This is a genomic window from Escherichia sp. HH41S, assembly GCF_009820115.1.
Taxonomy (GTDB): domain Bacteria; phylum Pseudomonadota; class Gammaproteobacteria; order Enterobacterales; family Enterobacteriaceae; genus Escherichia; species Escherichia coli_F.
This window is the reverse complement of record NZ_VNXE01000033.1, coordinates 87,278-103,338: the sequence shown is the minus strand read 5'-3', so window position 1 is coordinate 103,338 and position 16,061 is coordinate 87,278. Positions and strand designations below refer to the sequence as shown.

Annotated in this window: 18 protein-coding genes; 2 read left to right on the top strand and 16 right to left on the bottom strand. The window is 52.2% G+C overall.

Features of this window, described 5'->3' with window-relative positions; genetic code table 11:
* The 4 genes from dolP to lpoA are packed head-to-tail and all read right to left on the bottom strand — an operon-like array spanning nt 1 to nt 3,585.
* Nucleotides 1–576: a division/outer membrane stress-associated lipid-binding lipoprotein gene (gene dolP / locus FQZ95_RS06990; protein WP_000646033.1), complete on the bottom strand. Its 576-nt coding sequence runs from the start codon at nt 574–576 to the stop codon at nt 1–3.
* Between the two features lie 9 nt (nt 577–585).
* Complete coding sequence (gene diaA / locus FQZ95_RS06985; protein WP_001158035.1) at nt 586–1,176, bottom strand: DnaA initiator-associating protein DiaA; 591 nt, start codon at nt 1,174–1,176, stop codon at nt 586–588.
* 19 nt (nt 1,177–1,195) lie between these two features.
* A complete protein-coding gene (locus FQZ95_RS06980) occupies nt 1,196–1,591 on the bottom strand; it encodes a YraN family protein (RefSeq protein WP_000246844.1) in 396 nt (131 codons plus the stop codon).
* Nucleotides 1,549–3,585 carry a penicillin-binding protein activator LpoA gene (lpoA, locus tag FQZ95_RS06975; protein WP_160530039.1) on the bottom strand — a complete coding sequence of 679 codons (2,037 nt, stop codon included), beginning with the start codon at nt 3,583–3,585 and terminating at the stop codon, nt 1,549–1,551. The genes FQZ95_RS06980 and lpoA overlap by 43 nt, the downstream gene beginning before the upstream one ends.
* 64 nt (nt 3,586–3,649) lie before the next feature.
* Here lpoA and rsmI point away from each other — a divergent pair, with 64 nt between their 5' ends.
* Complete coding sequence (gene rsmI, locus FQZ95_RS06970) at nt 3,650–4,513, top strand: 16S rRNA (cytidine(1402)-2'-O)-methyltransferase (RefSeq protein ID WP_160530038.1); 864 nt, start codon at nt 3,650–3,652, stop codon at nt 4,511–4,513.
* Between the two features lie 49 nt (nt 4,514–4,562).
* Here rsmI and FQZ95_RS06965 read toward each other — a convergent pair whose 3' ends face one another.
* The 12 genes from FQZ95_RS06965 to kbaZ all read right to left on the bottom strand — a co-directional run bounded on the left by FQZ95_RS06965 (nt 4,563) and on the right by kbaZ (nt 14,991).
* Nucleotides 4,563–5,330 carry a galactosamine-6-phosphate isomerase gene (locus FQZ95_RS06965; protein WP_077782412.1) on the bottom strand — a complete coding sequence of 256 codons (768 nt, stop codon included), beginning with the start codon at nt 5,328–5,330 and terminating at the stop codon, nt 4,563–4,565.
* Nucleotides 5,331–6,122: a PTS galactosamine transporter subunit IID gene (agaD, locus tag FQZ95_RS06960; protein WP_000534351.1), complete on the bottom strand. Its 792-nt coding sequence runs from the start codon at nt 6,120–6,122 to the stop codon at nt 5,331–5,333.
* Entirely contained in the window at nt 6,112–6,915 is an 804-nt protein-coding gene (gene agaC / locus FQZ95_RS06955) for a PTS galactosamine transporter subunit IIC (protein WP_000544464.1), read from the bottom strand. Before agaC ends, agaD begins: the two co-directional genes overlap by 11 nt.
* Nucleotides 6,916–6,953: 38 nt before the next feature.
* The gene (gene agaB, locus FQZ95_RS06950) at nt 6,954–7,430 is read right to left on the bottom strand and encodes a PTS galactosamine transporter subunit IIB (protein ID WP_000098012.1); all 477 of its coding nucleotides are present in this window, start codon (nt 7,428–7,430) and stop codon (nt 6,954–6,956) included.
* Between the two features lie 166 nt (nt 7,431–7,596).
* A complete protein-coding gene (gene kbaY, locus FQZ95_RS06945; protein WP_000022773.1) occupies nt 7,597–8,457 on the bottom strand; it encodes a tagatose-bisphosphate aldolase subunit KbaY in 861 nt (286 codons plus the stop codon).
* 12 nt (nt 8,458–8,469) lie between these two features.
* A complete protein-coding gene (locus FQZ95_RS06940; protein ID WP_160530037.1) occupies nt 8,470–9,624 on the bottom strand; it encodes an AgaS family sugar isomerase in 1,155 nt (384 codons plus the stop codon).
* A gap of 350 nt (nt 9,625–9,974) precedes the next feature.
* Complete coding sequence (gene nagA / locus FQZ95_RS06935; protein WP_160530036.1) at nt 9,975–11,108, bottom strand: N-acetylglucosamine-6-phosphate deacetylase; 1,134 nt, start codon at nt 11,106–11,108, stop codon at nt 9,975–9,977.
* A complete protein-coding gene (agaF, locus tag FQZ95_RS06930) occupies nt 11,105–11,539 on the bottom strand; it encodes a PTS galactosamine/N-acetylgalactosamine transporter subunit IIA (RefSeq protein ID WP_032303830.1) in 435 nt (144 codons plus the stop codon). Before agaF ends, nagA begins: the two co-directional genes overlap by 4 nt.
* A 17-nt stretch (nt 11,540–11,556) precedes the next feature.
* A complete protein-coding gene (gene agaE / locus FQZ95_RS06925) occupies nt 11,557–12,435 on the bottom strand; it encodes a PTS N-acetylgalactosamine transporter subunit IID (protein WP_001295548.1) in 879 nt (292 codons plus the stop codon).
* Nucleotides 12,425–13,204: a PTS N-acetylgalactosamine transporter subunit IIC gene (agaW, locus tag FQZ95_RS06920; protein ID WP_000406214.1), complete on the bottom strand. Its 780-nt coding sequence runs from the start codon at nt 13,202–13,204 to the stop codon at nt 12,425–12,427. The genes agaE and agaW overlap by 11 nt, the downstream gene beginning before the upstream one ends.
* 10 nt (nt 13,205–13,214) lie before the next feature.
* Nucleotides 13,215–13,688: a PTS N-acetylgalactosamine transporter subunit IIB gene (gene agaV, locus FQZ95_RS06915; protein WP_160530035.1), complete on the bottom strand. Its 474-nt coding sequence runs from the start codon at nt 13,686–13,688 to the stop codon at nt 13,215–13,217.
* 22 nt (nt 13,689–13,710) lie between these two features.
* Nucleotides 13,711–14,991: a tagatose-bisphosphate aldolase subunit KbaZ gene (gene kbaZ / locus FQZ95_RS06910; protein ID WP_104917761.1), complete on the bottom strand. Its 1,281-nt coding sequence runs from the start codon at nt 14,989–14,991 to the stop codon at nt 13,711–13,713.
* A gap of 248 nt (nt 14,992–15,239) precedes the next feature.
* On the opposite strand from kbaZ, the gene agaR reads away from it, so the two are divergent.
* The gene (agaR, locus tag FQZ95_RS06905; RefSeq protein ID WP_000072187.1) at nt 15,240–16,049 is read left to right on the top strand and encodes an aga operon transcriptional regulator AgaR; all 810 of its coding nucleotides are present in this window, start codon (nt 15,240–15,242) and stop codon (nt 16,047–16,049) included.
* The last annotated feature ends 12 nt before the right edge of the window (nt 16,050–16,061 follow it).

The window sequence follows — 16,061 nt, the reverse complement described above, 5'->3', positions numbered from 1 at the left end:
TTATTTAATGAACGTAAACGCCGTGGTTACCCGCTTCACGCCGCTTACCCGGCTGGCAATATCTGCCGCCGCTTTCGCTTCACGTTCAGTCACTAGTCCCATCAGGAACACTTCACCGTTTTCGGTGGTCACTTTCACGTTGGACGATTTCACCAGGTCGCTGGTTAAGAGCTGCGAACGCACTTTGGTGGTGATCCACGTATCGTTAGACGCTTCGCCCAGACCAATCGGCTGGCCCTGACGAATCTCGTTATACACTTCGTTGGCACCGTCTACGCCCATAGCAATCTGTTTGGCGCGAGCCGAAAGTTCAGCATTTGGTGACTGCCCAACCAGCAGCACTTTGCCCTGATAGGCCGTGACATTAATGCGTGCTTCTTTCTTGATTTGTTCGTCTTTCGACAATGCGCTGTTCACGCGCACTTCCAGGGTTCCATCATCCACCTGGGTGCCGACACTGCGTGGGTCAGTTGCGGCTTTTGTACCCACAGCCGCGGTGCCCACTACGGCGGCAGCAACGCAACCTTGCAACAGCAGTGCGGAAATAAGGACTGCGATTGGCGATAATGCCTTCATGTATTCTCCTTAAACATCCTGGTGAGGGAAAAGCGTGTTATCGATCAGATCGCACAAGCAATTTACCGTCAGCATATGCATTTCCTGAATGCGAGCACTACGATGCGAAGGAATGCGGATCTCCACATCCTGTGGCCCTAACAACCCTGCAAGTTCACCGCCGTCATAGCCAGTCAATGCCACAATGGTCATATCACGCGTAACAGCAGCTTCTACTGCTTTTACGATATCGCGGCTGTTGCCACGGGTGGAAATGGCTAACAACACATCTCCCGCATGCCCCAGCGCCCGCACTTGTTTTGCATACACTTCGTCATGTAAGCGATCGTTGGCAATCGCCGTTAAGACAACATTATCAGTATTTAGTGCAATGGCAGGTAAGCTGGGCCGCTCCGTTTCGAATCGGTTGATCATGCTGGCAGCAAAATGCTGTGCATTGGCAGCGGAAGTTCCATTACCACAACAGAGGATTTTGTTGCCATTGAGCAGAGACTGAACCAGCGTCATGGCTGCACGGGAGATGGCATCCGGAAGCGCCTCTGCTGCCGCAATTTGAGTTTGAATGCTTTCAGTGAAGCAAGCTTTAATTCGTTCTTGCACGCTAATCCTTAAACCTTAATTATGAGTGGTCATTAAAGGCATCCTTAATCCACTCAACTTCATTCCCGGTGAAGGCTACCACATCGAACCGGCAATCCACAGTATCAAAACTCCCATTATGACGCGCGAGCCACAAGCGGGCAGTCTGTAATAATTTGTGTTGTTTGCTGCGGGTCACACTGGCTGCCGCACCACCGTAAAGGGCTGAGCGGCGGTAACGCACCTCGACAAAAACGGTGGTCCTGCCTTCACGCATTATCAGATCGATCTCGCCGCCACGCTCGTTCACGTTAGCGGCGACAAACCGCAGTCCTTTGCTCTCCAGCCAGCGACGCGCTTGTGCTTCCCACGCATCGCCGGTCTGTTTAGTGGTTAACTGGCGGGGACTACCTGACCTTGTTGGTACTGTAGCCATGATAACTTCCTGTTAATTACGCAATCCGGGTTAGCCGTCAGACTTCCGGTATTACCGTTGATTTCGAAACCCTGAACCTGGCGCATCTGTGAGAAATGATTTGCCAACGACCAGGCATCAACGCCCATCGCATACATGCGAGCCAGCGAATAATCGTTATTCACCGCACTGAGCGCCTGCTGCATTAATGGCAGATTACCGCCCGCCAGCATCGGGATTTCGCTATATTGCAAACCTTCCATTTCCAGACGGAAATCCGGACCCGCGGTGCCTTGTGCGCTTCGGGAGCTTGCGTACAGCGTTGCACCGCTCTGGCTACCGTTACGCATGGCGATCATCGGTTTGATAAAAGCGATTTCACCCGGCGTTGCCACAATGTACACCGCATCGACACGACCGCCATTATTGGTGAACTGGTCATCGGTTGGCGTGGTTTGCAGCGTTGGATTGTTGGTCGTTATGCCTGAGTCGGTTGTCGCTCTGGGAGTAATCGGGCTACCGGTTAAAGCGATACCAGAACCACCGTTAACTCCCGCGCGTAATTCGCTGGTGGAACCAAATTTTTGTTGCAAAACGGTGCCGCCGCCCAGCTTCTGCCACTCTTGCGCAAACGCATTGGCTACGCGATCGCCCAGCGAACTGCGAGGGATCAGCACCAGTGGCGCTTGTTTACCCTGGTCACGAATATGACGCGCTGCATCGCGCGCTTCGTCTTCCGGTGAAAGCGCGAAGTAACAAATATTGACGCGGTTTTCGATATTTTCCGGCTGGTTCAGTGCCAGCACGTTCAGCGGGGTGTTGCTTTTCAGTAACTCTTCAACGTTATTTTTCAGCAACGGACCGACCACAATACTCGCGCCATCCTGCTGAACCTGGTTGAGGATCTGGCTAAGCGGTTGTGATGAGGTATCATAAATTTTCAGCTCTGCGGATGGATTCGCGGGGGCGCTTACCGCCGCAGTGCTTGCCGCCGGGGCGCTTACAGGCACTGGTTGAGCCGCGGTTTCTTCGCCTGTCAGATCGCTAACCGAGGTTTGTGCCGGGCTGGCAACGCCGTCAACAGTTTGCTGCTGGGGTTGTTCTGCAACGTCTGCGATTGGTGCGGCAGTTGCCTGTGCCGCCACTGGCTGAGTGCCGATATTTTTCGCCGCTTCAAAGCCTTGCTGAATAGTGCGGCCAAATACCGCTGCCTGGCCATTCAGTGGCAACAGCAGGGCGATTTTGTTGGTCGATGCGGGTTTAAATGCTTTTACGTTTACCAACTGCGTAGGCAGCATTTTCGCGCCCGGGTTGTTCGGATAACGTTTCTGCCAGTCGGCGATCCCAGCTTTCATCATGTCGGGATCGTTACGGTTATCAAACCAGACGCGCTGCAGATCAAGCCAGCCTTGCAGAATATTTTCGTCGGCGTTGATCACCAGCGTATTCGCCTGGTCCTGAGTCATGGAGGAGAGTGCCTGCCATGTAGCATCAATATTCTGTTGCTTTTCTTTCGCGCCGAGCAGGGGTTCCTGAGCAATTAAGGCGCGCAGTAAATCAATGGAAGGACGCCCCTGACTGGCATCGATTTTTGCCTGCCAGTAACGCGCCTGCTGGTTTTGATCTAAATCGGCAGGTGTGATTTTCGCCAGCAGGGTTTGTGCGCCAGCAAAATCTTTCTGCGCCAGCTTAATTTCTACTGCCAGAAGAGTTTTCTCGCGACGCTGGTAATCGTTCAGTTCCTGCGGCAGTTGGTTAAACAGCTCCACCGCCTGCCCGGTTTTACCTTCTTTCACCAGTGCACGAATGGCGAGTAATTGCCAGTTGATCCTGGTATCATCAGCGCTTTGCTGCATCTGCTGAAGATAAAAGGCAGAATCAGCCTGCGCCGTGCCCTGCATATAGGCAGTGGACTGATCGGGAGTATGGGTGCCACAACCGGCGAAAATCAGGGCTGCCAGAACAACAGGCAGACAACGCGCGGCTTTCAAACGAGAAAATGTTGAGGGTACCATAATGTATCCAGTGATATTTTTTTTACGCAATGCTCAATATTAAATCGGCAATACGGACGACACAATGAAACAACACCAATCGGCGGATAATTCTCAGGGCCAGCTTTACATTGTACCGACGCCAATCGGCAATCTGGCAGATATCACCCAGCGTGCGTTGGAGGTTTTACAGGCCGTTGATCTGATTGCCGCCGAGGATACGCGTCATACCGGTTTACTGCTGCAACATTTTGGAATTAACGCCAGGTTGTTCGCCTTGCACGACCATAACGAACAACAGAAAGCCGAAACGTTACTGGCGAAGCTGCAGGAAGGGCAAAACATTGCGCTGGTGTCCGATGCCGGAACGCCACTAATTAACGATCCCGGCTATCATCTGGTGCGTACCTGCCGAGAAGCGGGGATTCGCGTGGTGCCACTACCGGGGCCGTGTGCTGCTATCACTGCATTAAGTGCTGCGGGTTTACCATCCGATCGTTTTTGTTATGAAGGTTTCCTGCCTGCCAAATCAAAAGGCCGTCGTGATGCGCTAAAAGCCATTGAAGCGGAGCCGCGCACGCTGATTTTTTATGAATCCACCCACCGTCTGTTAGATAGCCTGGAAGATATCGTTGCTGTGCTGGGTGAGTCCCGTTACGTGGTGCTGGCGCGTGAGCTCACCAAAACCTGGGAAACCATTCACGGCGCGCCCGTTGGCGAGCTGCTGGCGTGGGTAAAAGACGATGAAAACCGTCGCAAAGGCGAAATGGTGCTGATTGTTGAAGGCCATAAAGCGCAGGAAGAAGACTTACCCGCCGATGCCCTGCGCACGCTGGCGTTGTTACAGGCTGAGCTTCCGCTGAAGAAAGCGGCGGCGCTGGCGGCAGAGATTCACGGCGTGAAAAAAAACGCGCTGTATAAGTATGCGCTGGAACAGCAGGGGGAGTGATTACAGGCGTCGCAGCAAGAATAGAGCTGCAACGCCTACACCGGGCGATTTAACGACGACACATCTCATCAATCATGCATGTGAAATAGTTATGCAGCCATAAAAACGAAGCTGGGATAGCGGTAGAGACTTTAGCCGTGAGAAAACGTTCTGTCGCATCCTGCTTTCCTTCGCCAGTCACCAGTAGCAAAACTTCGCGGGTATTGAGAATATCCTTCAGGCCTAAGGTGATCCCACGAGTCACGGGGCGACCCGCGGTTTTTAACATCTCATGTTGCTGTGTTCTGGCATCAAGTTGACTGATATGGCAGGCCGGTTGCAGGCTTTCTCCCGGTTCGTTCAGCCCAAGATGACCGTTTTTCCCCAATCCGAGAACGCATAAATCCAGACCGCCTTTGCGCGCAATCAGGTTCGTTACCCGTTCGCACTCTGTCTCATTTATCTCTTCGGAGCGAAAGCTGATGAGCTGGTCTTCACGTAGCCCCAGCGGCTGCACGATATGCTGTTGAAGGAAAGTTTCGCAGGTGCCAGGCATCGTTAATGGCAGATCCACCCATTCGTCGAGCTTCACGAAGGTGAGCTGGCTGACATCAACCTGCTGCTGGTGGATTTTTTCTACCAGATAATGATACGTCAGTAATGGCGTGGCTCCGGTCGCCAGGCAAATCACGGCATCCGGTTTGCTACGGATCACGGCCAATAAATATTCGCTGGCACGTTCACTTAACGCCGTATAGTTTTCAACTTGTTGAAGGGTTTGCACAGGATGAAATTCCTTTAGTAAAGAGGCACCACCAGACGCAGTGCCTCGTTCCATTTACAAAATGCCGAATGCGGAACAAACAATAGAGAGCACAAAAGTCACGCCGATTAACAGCACCGGATGCGCTTTTTTCACCCGCAGGAAGTAATACATCAACAGGGTGTAGGCCATCGGTAAAATGTTCGGGAAGACTTTATCGAAGAAATCCTGCTGCAGCGCGACGCTGTGGGTACTGTCGATGGCAAACGATGTCACCACGTTAATATGCACATACGAAGCGATCAGCCCGCCGATTACCGTGATCCCGAGGATGGTTGCCGAACGAGCAATCATCTGCGAGTTCTCTCGCACTTTATCGATCGCCTTCACGCCGACTGAATAACCGACGTGGGTCCAGCCGACGCGCAGGAAGAAGATAAGCAGGTAAACGGCGAAAAATAGAATCGGCCCCAGCAAGTTTCCCTGGCTGGCAAATGATGAGCAAATTCCCGCCATAATCGGCAATAAGGTAAACCAGAAAATCGCATCACCAATCCCGGCGATTGGGCCAAACAGCGCCACTTTGAGGCCTTTAATGGTGTCGCGGTTTTCTCCTTTTTCTTCCATCGAAATTAATAACCCCATCAGGAATCCGACCAGATTCGGGTGAGTATTAATAAATTCGAGGTTATCTTTCATCGCCGCGCTTAGGCCCGGTTTGTCGTCCTTATAAATCTTTTTCAGGATCGGCAACATCGCCCAGGTAAAACCGCCCGCCTGCATCCTTTCGTAGTTAAAGCTCGCTTGCAGGAGTGACGAACGAAAGCCCAGACGGGTGATATCTTTTTTACTGATTTCAGATCCCATTGCTGTAGTCCTCTTCTTCATTTTTACTGGCAACGGGCTGCGGTTGCGCTTGCTGCCGGGATTTCGCATTGAAAAACTCATACACCGCAAAGCCTGCACCCAGTACGGCAACTGGCAACAGGTTGCTGACCTGGATGTAGCAAACAAACAGGAAACCGGCGATCAGGTAAGGGATATATTGCGCTTTGAACATTACGCGCAGCAGCAAGCCAAAACCAACGGCAGGCAGAATACCGCCAGCCACTTCAAAGCCGTGGGTCAGCCAGGCGGGCATCGCTTTCACCAGCGCCTGCATCGCCCCCTGTGCCAGGTAAGTACAGAGGAAAGCAATCACCGCATACGCTGAAGCGACGATGAGCATCGTTGTCCAGTTAAGTCGGGAAAACGCTGCTGTATCCGCCTCTTTCGCACATTTATCGGCTTTGGTCATAAATAATGAGAATGCCGAATAGAAGAACAGAATGACGTACTGCATTAACAAACTAAACGGCAGACCAAGGCCAATTGCCGTTTTGGCATCGACGCCAGTAGACCACGCAATGACGGTAGTCATCAGACCCGCCATAATTGGGTTGGGCGGCTGTACACCACCTGCGGGGGTTAATCCGGCGAAAGCCAGTTCTGTTAGGCCACCGGTAATTAAGCCAATCTGAATATCACCGAGAATAGCACCTGTAAGGGTACAAACGATTATCGGGCGGAATAAAAATAAGGCTTCCAGCCAAAAATCAATCCCCAGAACGAAAACTAACGCCGCCAGGGATAATCCCTGAATTAGGGTTATTTCATGCATTTTTATTACCTCAAACCAGTATTAAGGCGATTTTAAATTTAGTCAGGGATTTGTTCTTTTTGATCGCCGGGGACGTCCTGAATAAAAATATTCACACCGCGTTGTTTAATAAAGCGTAAGTCCGTGAGATCCTGGTCATCGACATAAACTTTACTGCTGATTTGCTTTTTACCTTCCGAGAAATGCATATTGCCGACGTTGACATCTTTCAGGTCAATGCCACCTTCTATCAATTTACGTACCGTTTGTGGCGTACGGCAAATCAGGAAGATCTTCTGATGCGGTGCAGCTTTGCCGATGACGTTAATGGTTTTTTCGATAGTAAAGAAACGAATGCCAAAGCCGTAGGTTTCCGCGGTAATACCCATTAATTTCTGTTGAATATCATCGTTAGCGACAACATCATCCACGACCACCAGCAGATTTGCACCGATGGTAGATGTCCAGGTCACACCAACCTGACCGTGAACCAGACGGTTATCAATACGGGTTAAGAGAATATTTGGACTGCTCATTGTGTAATCCTCACCATAAAGTTGAATAATATAATTTTTTTAAATATATTATTGTTGCGATATTTTACTGATGTATTTATTAAGGTTTAGTTATCTCCTTTACCATTAAGGCACTCCCCGATATTAATCGGGAAGTACATTGGGATAAATCATAAAAAACTAATGATTATGCTGAAATTCGATTCGCTGAACCACAGACATTAATTTTATTTCTGACAACTTCTTTCATCGCATCCATACCGACGCGCATATAATAACGAGGATCATTACCCTGCGGATTTTCCGCAAACCAGGCTTTAACCGCGCCAGCGAAAGCTATTTTTAATTCTGTGGCAACGTTTACTTTTGTGACGCCAAGTTCAATAGTGCGGCGGACAAATTCATCTGGAACATCGCTGGCACCATGCAGCACCAGAGGAACATCCACCACTTCACGAATTTCCGCCAGCCGCTGGAAATCAATCTTCGGCGTTTTGCTGTATAAGCCGTGCGCCGTACCAATCGCTACCGCCAGGCTGTCGACGCCAGTCAGTTCGACAAAGCGTTTAGCTTCTTGTGGATCGGTCAGGAATGCACTTTCGGCGTCAACGCTCATGTCATCTTCAACACCGCCCAGGCGGCCCAGTTCTGCTTCCACGCTGCAATCCTGTGAGTGGCAGAAGTCGACAACCGATTTCACCAGCTTCACGTTCTCGTCAAACGGGAAGTGGCTGCCGTCGATCATCGCACTGCGCACGCCTGCGTGGACTTTACGGCGAATATCATCCAGCGATTCGTGGTGGTCGAGATGCAGCGCCAGTGGCATGTTGTAGGTTGTGGAATAGGCACTACACAGGGCGTAGATCTCTTCCAGCGCGATATGTTTAAAGGTCCCCGGCGTCCCGGCGAGGATCACCGGCGATCGCATTTCACTGCACACTTCGAGGATCGCCTGGATCGTCTCGGCGTTATGAATGTTAAAAGCAGGCACCGCGTAGCCATTGGCCTGGGCGTCCTGTAACAGATATTTGGTGGAGATAATGCTCATAATGCGATCCTCTTATGCCTGCCACGGATGAATGATTACGCCTTGCACCACACGGTTAACGGTGCCGCTGGCTGATGGGGTATCCGGCGTATTGCCCATGTGCAGCGACTGCATCAGTGCAAACGTCTGGGCGTACATCAGGAAGCAAAATGCCTGCTCAACGTCGATAAAGTGACGTGACGGCGGCAGGATGATATGTGGACCGGCGGTAATAACGTCGTTGCCTTCCGCGGCGATGGCGATTACGCGCATTGCCTGGTTGTCACGGCGGAGTTCTGCCAGCAGATCAAGATCATACTGACGCGTATAGGGGTGGCTGGAGACAAACACCACCACCAGCGTTTCGTTATCGACCAGCGATTTCGGGCCATGACGGAATCCGGTCGGGGAATCATAAAAGGCCGCCAGTTTACCCGCCGTCAGTTCCAGTACTTTCAGCGCCGACTCGCGTGCTGCGCCCTGTAAGCCACCGCTGCCGAGATAAACGATCCGTTTCCACGGTGCGTAACCAAACACACCTTCGCTGAAATCGCCCAGTGAGGTCAGGATCGCCTGGCAACGATCCGCTACGTCGCGGAAGGTCTGGCTATTGATTGCCTCAGGTGCGAAAACCGCGAGGCAGCTGGCCATCATAGTGGTAATGCTGCTTGTCATTGCAAAGCCGCGATCGTGCGTTTCTGCGGGCATCAGCAGGGCAAACGCGTTGTCGCTGTTGATCGCGTTTTGGTAAAGAGCGCCCGCTTCGTTGCAGGTGATCGGCAGGTGATAGCATTCCGGTACAAACTGATTCGCCAGTTCCACGGCGGCGACGCTTTCCGGGCTGTTGCCAGATCGACCGAAGGAGATCAACAGCAGCGGATGAGCTGGATTCAGGTAGTCCATCGGATTGGTGACCAGATCGGTGGTTGGTACGGCGCTGAAGTTTTTACCAGTATGGCTGGCGAGCCACGGCGCGATGATGTCACCGATAAATGCCGAGGTTCCGGCTCCGGTCAGAATGATCCGCAGATTCTCTTTGCGCAGTAACGGTTCAAGGAAGTTATTGAGAGCTGTACGTAACGCGTCGATGTTGGTGAGTGAACGGATCCATGCGCGAGGCTGATGGCGGATCTCTTCTTCAGTCCATGTGCCGGTGGTGGCGGCCGCTGGGGTGTAATTTTCTGGCATAACTCAATCCTTAGTCTGATGAACTTGACTTCCGGCATTGCAGGTTTCGCTTGCCTTTCGTTTCATTTCACTTGGTGATTCGTTTCGTTGATTAAAATCTATAGAAAAGAAATCGAAAGTTCAATGGAGAAAAAAGAAATAAAACGAAATTTGTGATCGTTGAAAGAAAAGACAAGGGAAGATTAAAGGATTGCGTGATGACGTCGCTATGTGTACCGATTGCTGGAAGCGGCGTACCGTAGAGCGGATAAGACGCGCCAGCGTCGCATTCGACACCACTGCACAGATTAAAACGAAAGAAAAAGAAAGGCCTTACGGGGGAAGTGAAGGCCCAATAAAGGAGCAAACCATCAAAACGAAGCTAATTGACCCTGAATCCAGATTTGTTGCACATGCAGTCCGCTATCCAGCGCAACGACGCTGGCGCGTTTGCCCGGTTTAAGTGATCCCAAAACACCATCAACACCCAGCATTCGCGCCGGATGCAGCGACGCCATATGGATGGCTTCCGCTGGCGTTACGCCCGTCAGCTCGACCATATTGCGAACAGCCGCATCAACAGACAGCGTACTGCCCGCCAGCCCACCGGACGCGGTACGGACAACGCCACCGCGCATCTGCACTTCTTCACCACATAACGTATAGTGACCATCCGGCATCCCGGCTGCCTGCATCGCGTCGGTGATCAGAACTATCCTCTCTTTCGCACAGCAACAACACAGTGACATCGCCGCCGGATGAACATGATGCCCATCGGCTATCAATTCCAGCCAGGCGCGCTTGTCCGTTAAACCCGCGCCAACCATTCCCGGTTCGCGGTGATGTAATCCTGTCATCCCGTTATAGCAATGCACCAGGCCGTCTGCGCCAGCATCAAATGCGGCGCGGGTTTGTTGCCAGGTTGCTGCGCTATGTCCCAGCATTACCCGCACGTTCTGCTGTTTAAGATGACGAATGGCTTGTAACGCGCCCGTTTTCTCTGGTGCCAGCGCCACCATGCGCAAGGTATGCCGTGAAACAGCAATCAATTGATCCAGCTCGGCAATTTCAAGTTCGCGAAACAGCTCCGGCGGATGTGCGCCTTTATTCTGCGGCGTGAAGTACGGCCCTTCGAGATAACTCCCCAGCACTTGCGCACCAGGTCCACCGCGCTGGCAGCGTAGAGCAATACGTTCCAGCGCCGCATGAATGGTATTAAGCGGCGCGGTTACGGTAGTCGGCAACCAACTGCCGACACCTTCCCGTGCCTTGTGCATTGCCAGCTTGTCGAGCACATCCGGCGCGTCATCCATAACATCAACGCCCGCACCACCGTGTACATGGGTATCGATATAAGCGGGGCAGAGCAGTTCCGCATCGCGTTCAGCCACGCCCACTGGAATCGGTTCGATTGCTGCAATTACACCGTCAGCAATATGCAACTGATGATCATCAAGCCAGCCCTCCTCAGTCAGCAGTCTTCTGGCGCGAAGAACGTGTGTCATATTCCTTCCTCGACCGGACATTCTTCATGGCAGCGGCCTAATTCATCCACCAGACTGGTCAGCCCACGGTGTCCACACTCCAGCGCCTGTACACGGAATTCTTCACCGCTTAACCCTTCGCGCTCCAGCACCATTTCCAGTAACAGTTGCAAATTGGTGCCGGTGATCACTTCATAGCCCGGTTTTTGCATCGCCAGCGTTGAAGCCACGCGAAACGGTGTGCCGCCCAGCAAATCTGTCAGAAAAACAATGCCGTCTTCACAATCCAGTTGGGCGATGGCCTCTTCAAGCTGCGATGTAAGCAGCGCGGTGCTTGAGGTTTCCGGAAAATCGATGGCGATAAACTGCGATTGCTCACCGAGAATTTGCTTCATTGCTTTTTCCATGCCGCTGGCAAATCCGCCATGCCCTGTCAAAATAATACTTAACATCTAATACCTCATTGTATTTAAAGGAAATGACAGAATTTACCGACGATGCCAAGAACCACGGTAACCGCAATCAGGCGCAGCGGACTCCAGCCGCGGCGTACCAGCCAGAACATGGTCAGGGTGTAGACCAGCGGTAAGAAGGCAGGCATCAGTTTGTCGATAACGTCAGCCTGCAGCTTAACCACTGCGTCGCCCGCCGTGATTTCCAGCGTGGTGCTTAAACGAACATAGGTTGCCACCAGCGCGCCGATCACCGTCATCCCAACGATAGACGCTGCATGGCCGACTTTTTTGGTATTCGCTTTAATGAGTGGGATCGCCGCCACGCCCATGCGGTAAGCATAATGCGCCAGACCAAAACGCAGCCCCAGGTGTACCACGTTAAACAGCACAATAAACACGACTGCGCCAAGAATAGAGCCTTGCAATGCCAGACTGGCACCAATCCCGCCACAAATCGGCAGTAACGTTAGCCAGAACATCGCATCGCCAATCCCGCCGAGAGGCGCACCGACGGCAATTTTGGTGCTCTGAATACTGTTAACGTCCTGCTTAGAACGCTCCATCGCAAGGATAATGCCGATAACAAACGTCACCAGAAACGGATGGGTATTGAAGAAACCCATATGCCCCTTCATGGCGCGCGCCAGGTCGCGTTTATTAGTGTGGATCTTTTTCAGAGCAGGCAGCAGACCGTACAACCAGCCGGAAGCCTGCATACGTTCGTAGTTAAAAGACGCTTGTAACAGCATGGAACGCCAGGCGACGCGGTTGATATCTTTTTTCGTCAGCTCTGCGCCAATGCTCTGATCTTCATACACGTTTTCATTGACGCCAGTCAGCAGTGTTTCTTCATTTTCGCTGACGTTCGGCAGGGTGGTTTGATTAGATGCCATCTTCAAATTCCTCTTTCTGTGCCGCAGGTTGAGTCGGTTCAGGAGATTTACGCAGCAGGTCGATCAGCGCCATCGCCAGCGCAGCGGCAGCAATAGCCAGCACCGGTAACTTGAGCCAGGCTGCGGCAACAAAGCCCAGGATGAAGTAGGGGATGTAGACGTTTTTCATCATGATTTTCAGCAGCACGGCAAAACCGATTGCTGGCATGATGCCGCCCGCGACGCCGAGGCCGTCGATTAATCGTTGCGGCAGGACATCAATGATGGTTTTTGCATGTTCCGCGCCGAAGTAGATAGGCAGGAAAGCGCAGAGAAAATAGAAAGTGCCGAGTGCCAGCAGTGCCAGATAGTTCACGCGTTCAATGCCGCGAGTATCAGCGTTCTCCGCCATCCGGTCGCAGCGGGACATTACGCCAGACATCACCGAGAACAGGAAGGTAATCCCCATCTGTACTGCGACAGCGAAAGGTACGGCGACACCGACCGCGACATCCGGTTTCACGCCAGTAGTAATGGCAAACGCCGTGCCGACGATAGTTCCGATAATCACGTTAGGCGGCTGTGCGCCCGCCAGCGGTGCCAGCCCCATCCACACCAGTTCCAGCGTACCGCCGGTTAAAATACCGGTATGCAGATCGCCAAGCACCAACCCAACTAACGGGCCGAGGACCACCGGGCGGTGCATATGGGTCAAGCCGTTAAACATATCCAGGCCAGCGATAAAGGCGATAATGCCCAACGCAAATGCCTGCAACAGACTGATTTCCATAATGAATCCCTCAAAGTAATTTAAAGAGGTCCACAGCAGGTTCTGTCGGAACGCCCTGAACGAAGCATTCCACCCCAGTGGCTTTCAGGTCGTTAAATGCCGCGATATCGCTCGCATCCACAGAAACCGTTTTGGCGATTTGCTGCTTGCCATTGGCATAGTGCATGTTGCCAACGTTAATGCGACTCACCGGGACCCCACCTTTAACCAGCGTCAGGAAATCGGCAGGTGTTTTACAAACCAGCAGAATTTTCTGCCGATCGGCGGCGCGGTGAATGTTGTCGATCACTTTTTGCAGCGTCCAGAAACGTACGGCGATCCCTTCTGCCAGTACCATTTCCATCAGGTTTTGTTGTACCGGATCTTCGGCAACCTCATCATTGGCTACCAGCACCAGATTTGCCCCCGCAAATCCGACCCACTGAACGCCGACCTGACCGTGAATCAAGCGTTCATCAATCCGGCTTAAAACAATATTTGGCATAGCGTGTTCCTCTTTGTTTTGCTTATTGGCCTTCACAGGCTGTGTGGTACTGCGCCAGGATGTCCTGAATATGGTTGATAATGAGTTCCCGTGGCGTTGGCTGCAGCTCGCCGGAGCGAACTTTCACGTATTGCAGCGGCAGGTACTGACTGATGAGCGGCAGCGGAATTGGCGCATCCGCCAGGTTACGAACCAGATGAGCGAAAGCGTCATCAATCTGGCTGTCCGGCCAGTAATAGCGCACGCGATCCGAGTAGCTATAACCACGCGCCAGACGACGCGCGTTGCCGTCACCGTGGTAGTGGCTTTGCCAGTATTCCGGGCGGTCGAGCATCACGTTTTCCAGCACCTGACGCAGACCGGAACAGGCTTTTGCTGGTACCAGTTCTTCTTCAATCGCCGCCAGAGAGAACAGAGCTTCACGCAGGGCGAAGGTTAGCGCCGGACCAACTTTCAGAATGGCAAAGTGGTCAATCACCAGCTGGCGCAGCGATTGCGGCGTTTGGTAATCGGTAGAGTGCGCTTCGAAAATCAGCGTTTCGTAGTTTTCGACCATCTGGCTTAAGGCGGTCGCTTTAGCTGGCTGATAATCAATAACGTTGGTGTGATCGAATTCGACGCCGGGTTGTACCACCAGAGCAATGATGCGTGGCCAGATGGCATTCAGACCTTGCTTTTCAAAGGCGTGACGATGGGCTTCCAGCGTGGCGCGGGCGGCATCCGGCGTGGTGACCGCCAGCTCGCTTAAGGTTTCATGCGCGCCGCCAGGTACCGGCACTTCGGTACCAATGACATACACCAGATCGGCTTCGCCAAAGTGTTCACGGCAGGTTTCTTCCGCCACTTTAGCCAGTCGGGCGGCGCGTTCAGCCACGATGTCATCGGTTAAGGGAACCGGATCGTCCTGACAGGACATGCTGCAATCAAGGTGAATTTTTTTGAATCCTGCCGCCACGTAGCTTTTAATCAAATCATCGGCATTGGCCATCGCCTGAGCGGCAGGCAGGTTTTGCCAGCGGTTTGGCCCCAGATGATCACCACCCAGAATCAACGCGTCTTGTGGGAAATTCAATGAGTCGGCGAGCTGACAAACAAAGCCGCGAAAATCGGCGGGTGTCATTCCGGTATAACCGCCGAACTGGTCCACCTGATTGGATGTCGCTTCAATCAGTAACGGTGTTTGGTTTGCACTGGCGTAGCGGATTGCAGCTTCCAGCACCAGCGGGTGTGCGGAACAAACGGCATAAATCCCATTTGTTTTGCCCTCTTTGTGCTGCCTCACCATTTCTGTCAGATGTTTCACTTTCCTCTCCAGTTCAGATTGCTGCGATATTAATCTTTCGTTTTGTTTCAGTTGATACTGCGTCATGGTGAGATAAAAATAAAACGAAAGATAATAGTTTTCTGATCTGATTCACAAAAGAAACATAATGAAAGTCTCTAAAACGAGAGTAGCTTGCGGCTGGGGGCAATGTGGGCTTGCATTTGCTTAATAGAAAGGCGTTAATAGGCAAAACGAAATGAAACGAAAGTTTTACGAAAGGACTTACTATGAGTAATACCGACGCTTCAGGCGAGAAGCGAGTGACAGGCACCAGCGAGCGACGAGAACAAATCATTCAGCGCCTGCGACAGCAAGGGAGTGTGCAGGTTAACGATCTGTCGGCATTGTATGGCGTATCTACTGTGACGATCCGCAACGATCTGGCGTTTCTGGAAAAGCAGGGGATCGCTGTGCGGGCCTATGGCGGCGCGTTGATCTGCGATAGCACGACGCCGTCAGTCGAGCCATCAGTGGAAGATAAAAGCGCGCTGAACACTGCGATGAAACGCAGCGTTGCGAAAGCTGCCGTTGAGTTGATTCAGCCAGGTCATCGGGTGATCCTCGATTCCGGGACCACCACTTTTGAGATTGCTCGTCTGATGCGCAAGCACACTGACGTAATTGCGATGACCAATGGTATGAACGTGGCTAATGCGTTGCTGGAAGCGGAAGGCGTTGAGCTGCTGATGACCGGCGGGCATTTGCGGCGTCAGTCGCAATCTTTTTACGGCGATCAGGCTGAACAATCGCTACAAAATTACCACTTTGATATGCTTTTTCTCGGCGTAGATGCGATCGATCTGGAGCGCGGCGTCAGCACGCATAATGAAGATGAAGCCCGTTTAAACCGTCGGATGTGCGAAGTTGCGGAACGGATCATCGTGGTCACCGATTCCAGTAAGTTCAATCGTTCCAGTTTACATAAGATCATTGATACTCAACGTATCGACATGATCATTGTTGATGAAGGCATTCCTGCGGATAGTCTGGAAGGACTGCGAAAGGCTGGGGTTGAAGTGATTCTGGTCGGGGAATGAGAAAGGATGCCC

Excerpts from the sequence above, each read along its gene's own strand:
- FQZ95_RS06940 (WP_160530037.1), bottom strand. The coding sequence starts at position 9,624 with ATGCCAGAAAATTACACCCCAGCGGCCGCCACCACCGGCACATGGACT.
- kbaY (WP_000022773.1), bottom strand. The coding sequence starts at position 8,457 with ATGAGCATTATCTCCACCAAATATCTGTTACAGGACGCCCAGGCCAAT.
- dolP (WP_000646033.1), bottom strand. The coding sequence starts at position 576 with ATGAAGGCATTATCGCCAATCGCAGTCCTTATTTCCGCACTGCTGTTG.
- FQZ95_RS06980 (WP_000246844.1), bottom strand. The coding sequence starts at position 1,591 with ATGGCTACAGTACCAACAAGGTCAGGTAGTCCCCGCCAGTTAACCACT.
- lpoA (WP_160530039.1), bottom strand. The coding sequence starts at position 3,585 with ATGGTACCCTCAACATTTTCTCGTTTGAAAGCCGCGCGTTGTCTGCCT.
- nagA (WP_160530036.1), bottom strand. The coding sequence starts at position 11,108 with ATGACACACGTTCTTCGCGCCAGAAGACTGCTGACTGAGGAGGGCTGG.
- agaF (WP_032303830.1), bottom strand. The coding sequence starts at position 11,539 with ATGTTAAGTATTATTTTGACAGGGCATGGCGGATTTGCCAGCGGCATG.
- rsmI (WP_160530038.1), top strand. The coding sequence starts at position 3,650 with ATGAAACAACACCAATCGGCGGATAATTCTCAGGGCCAGCTTTACATT.
- agaC (WP_000544464.1), bottom strand. The coding sequence starts at position 6,915 with ATGCATGAAATAACCCTAATTCAGGGATTATCCCTGGCGGCGTTAGTT.
- agaD (WP_000534351.1), bottom strand. The coding sequence starts at position 6,122 with ATGGGATCTGAAATCAGTAAAAAAGATATCACCCGTCTGGGCTTTCGT.
- agaE (WP_001295548.1), bottom strand. The coding sequence starts at position 12,435 with ATGGCATCTAATCAAACCACCCTGCCGAACGTCAGCGAAAATGAAGAA.
- FQZ95_RS06965 (WP_077782412.1), bottom strand. The coding sequence starts at position 5,330 with ATGGAACGAGGCACTGCGTCTGGTGGTGCCTCTTTACTAAAGGAATTT.
- agaB (WP_000098012.1), bottom strand. The coding sequence starts at position 7,430 with ATGAGCAGTCCAAATATTCTCTTAACCCGTATTGATAACCGTCTGGTT.
- agaV (WP_160530035.1), bottom strand. The coding sequence starts at position 13,688 with ATGCCAAATATTGTTTTAAGCCGGATTGATGAACGCTTGATTCACGGT.
- agaR (WP_000072187.1), top strand. The coding sequence starts at position 15,240 with ATGAGTAATACCGACGCTTCAGGCGAGAAGCGAGTGACAGGCACCAGC.
- agaW (WP_000406214.1), bottom strand. The coding sequence starts at position 13,204 with ATGGAAATCAGTCTGTTGCAGGCATTTGCGTTGGGCATTATCGCCTTT.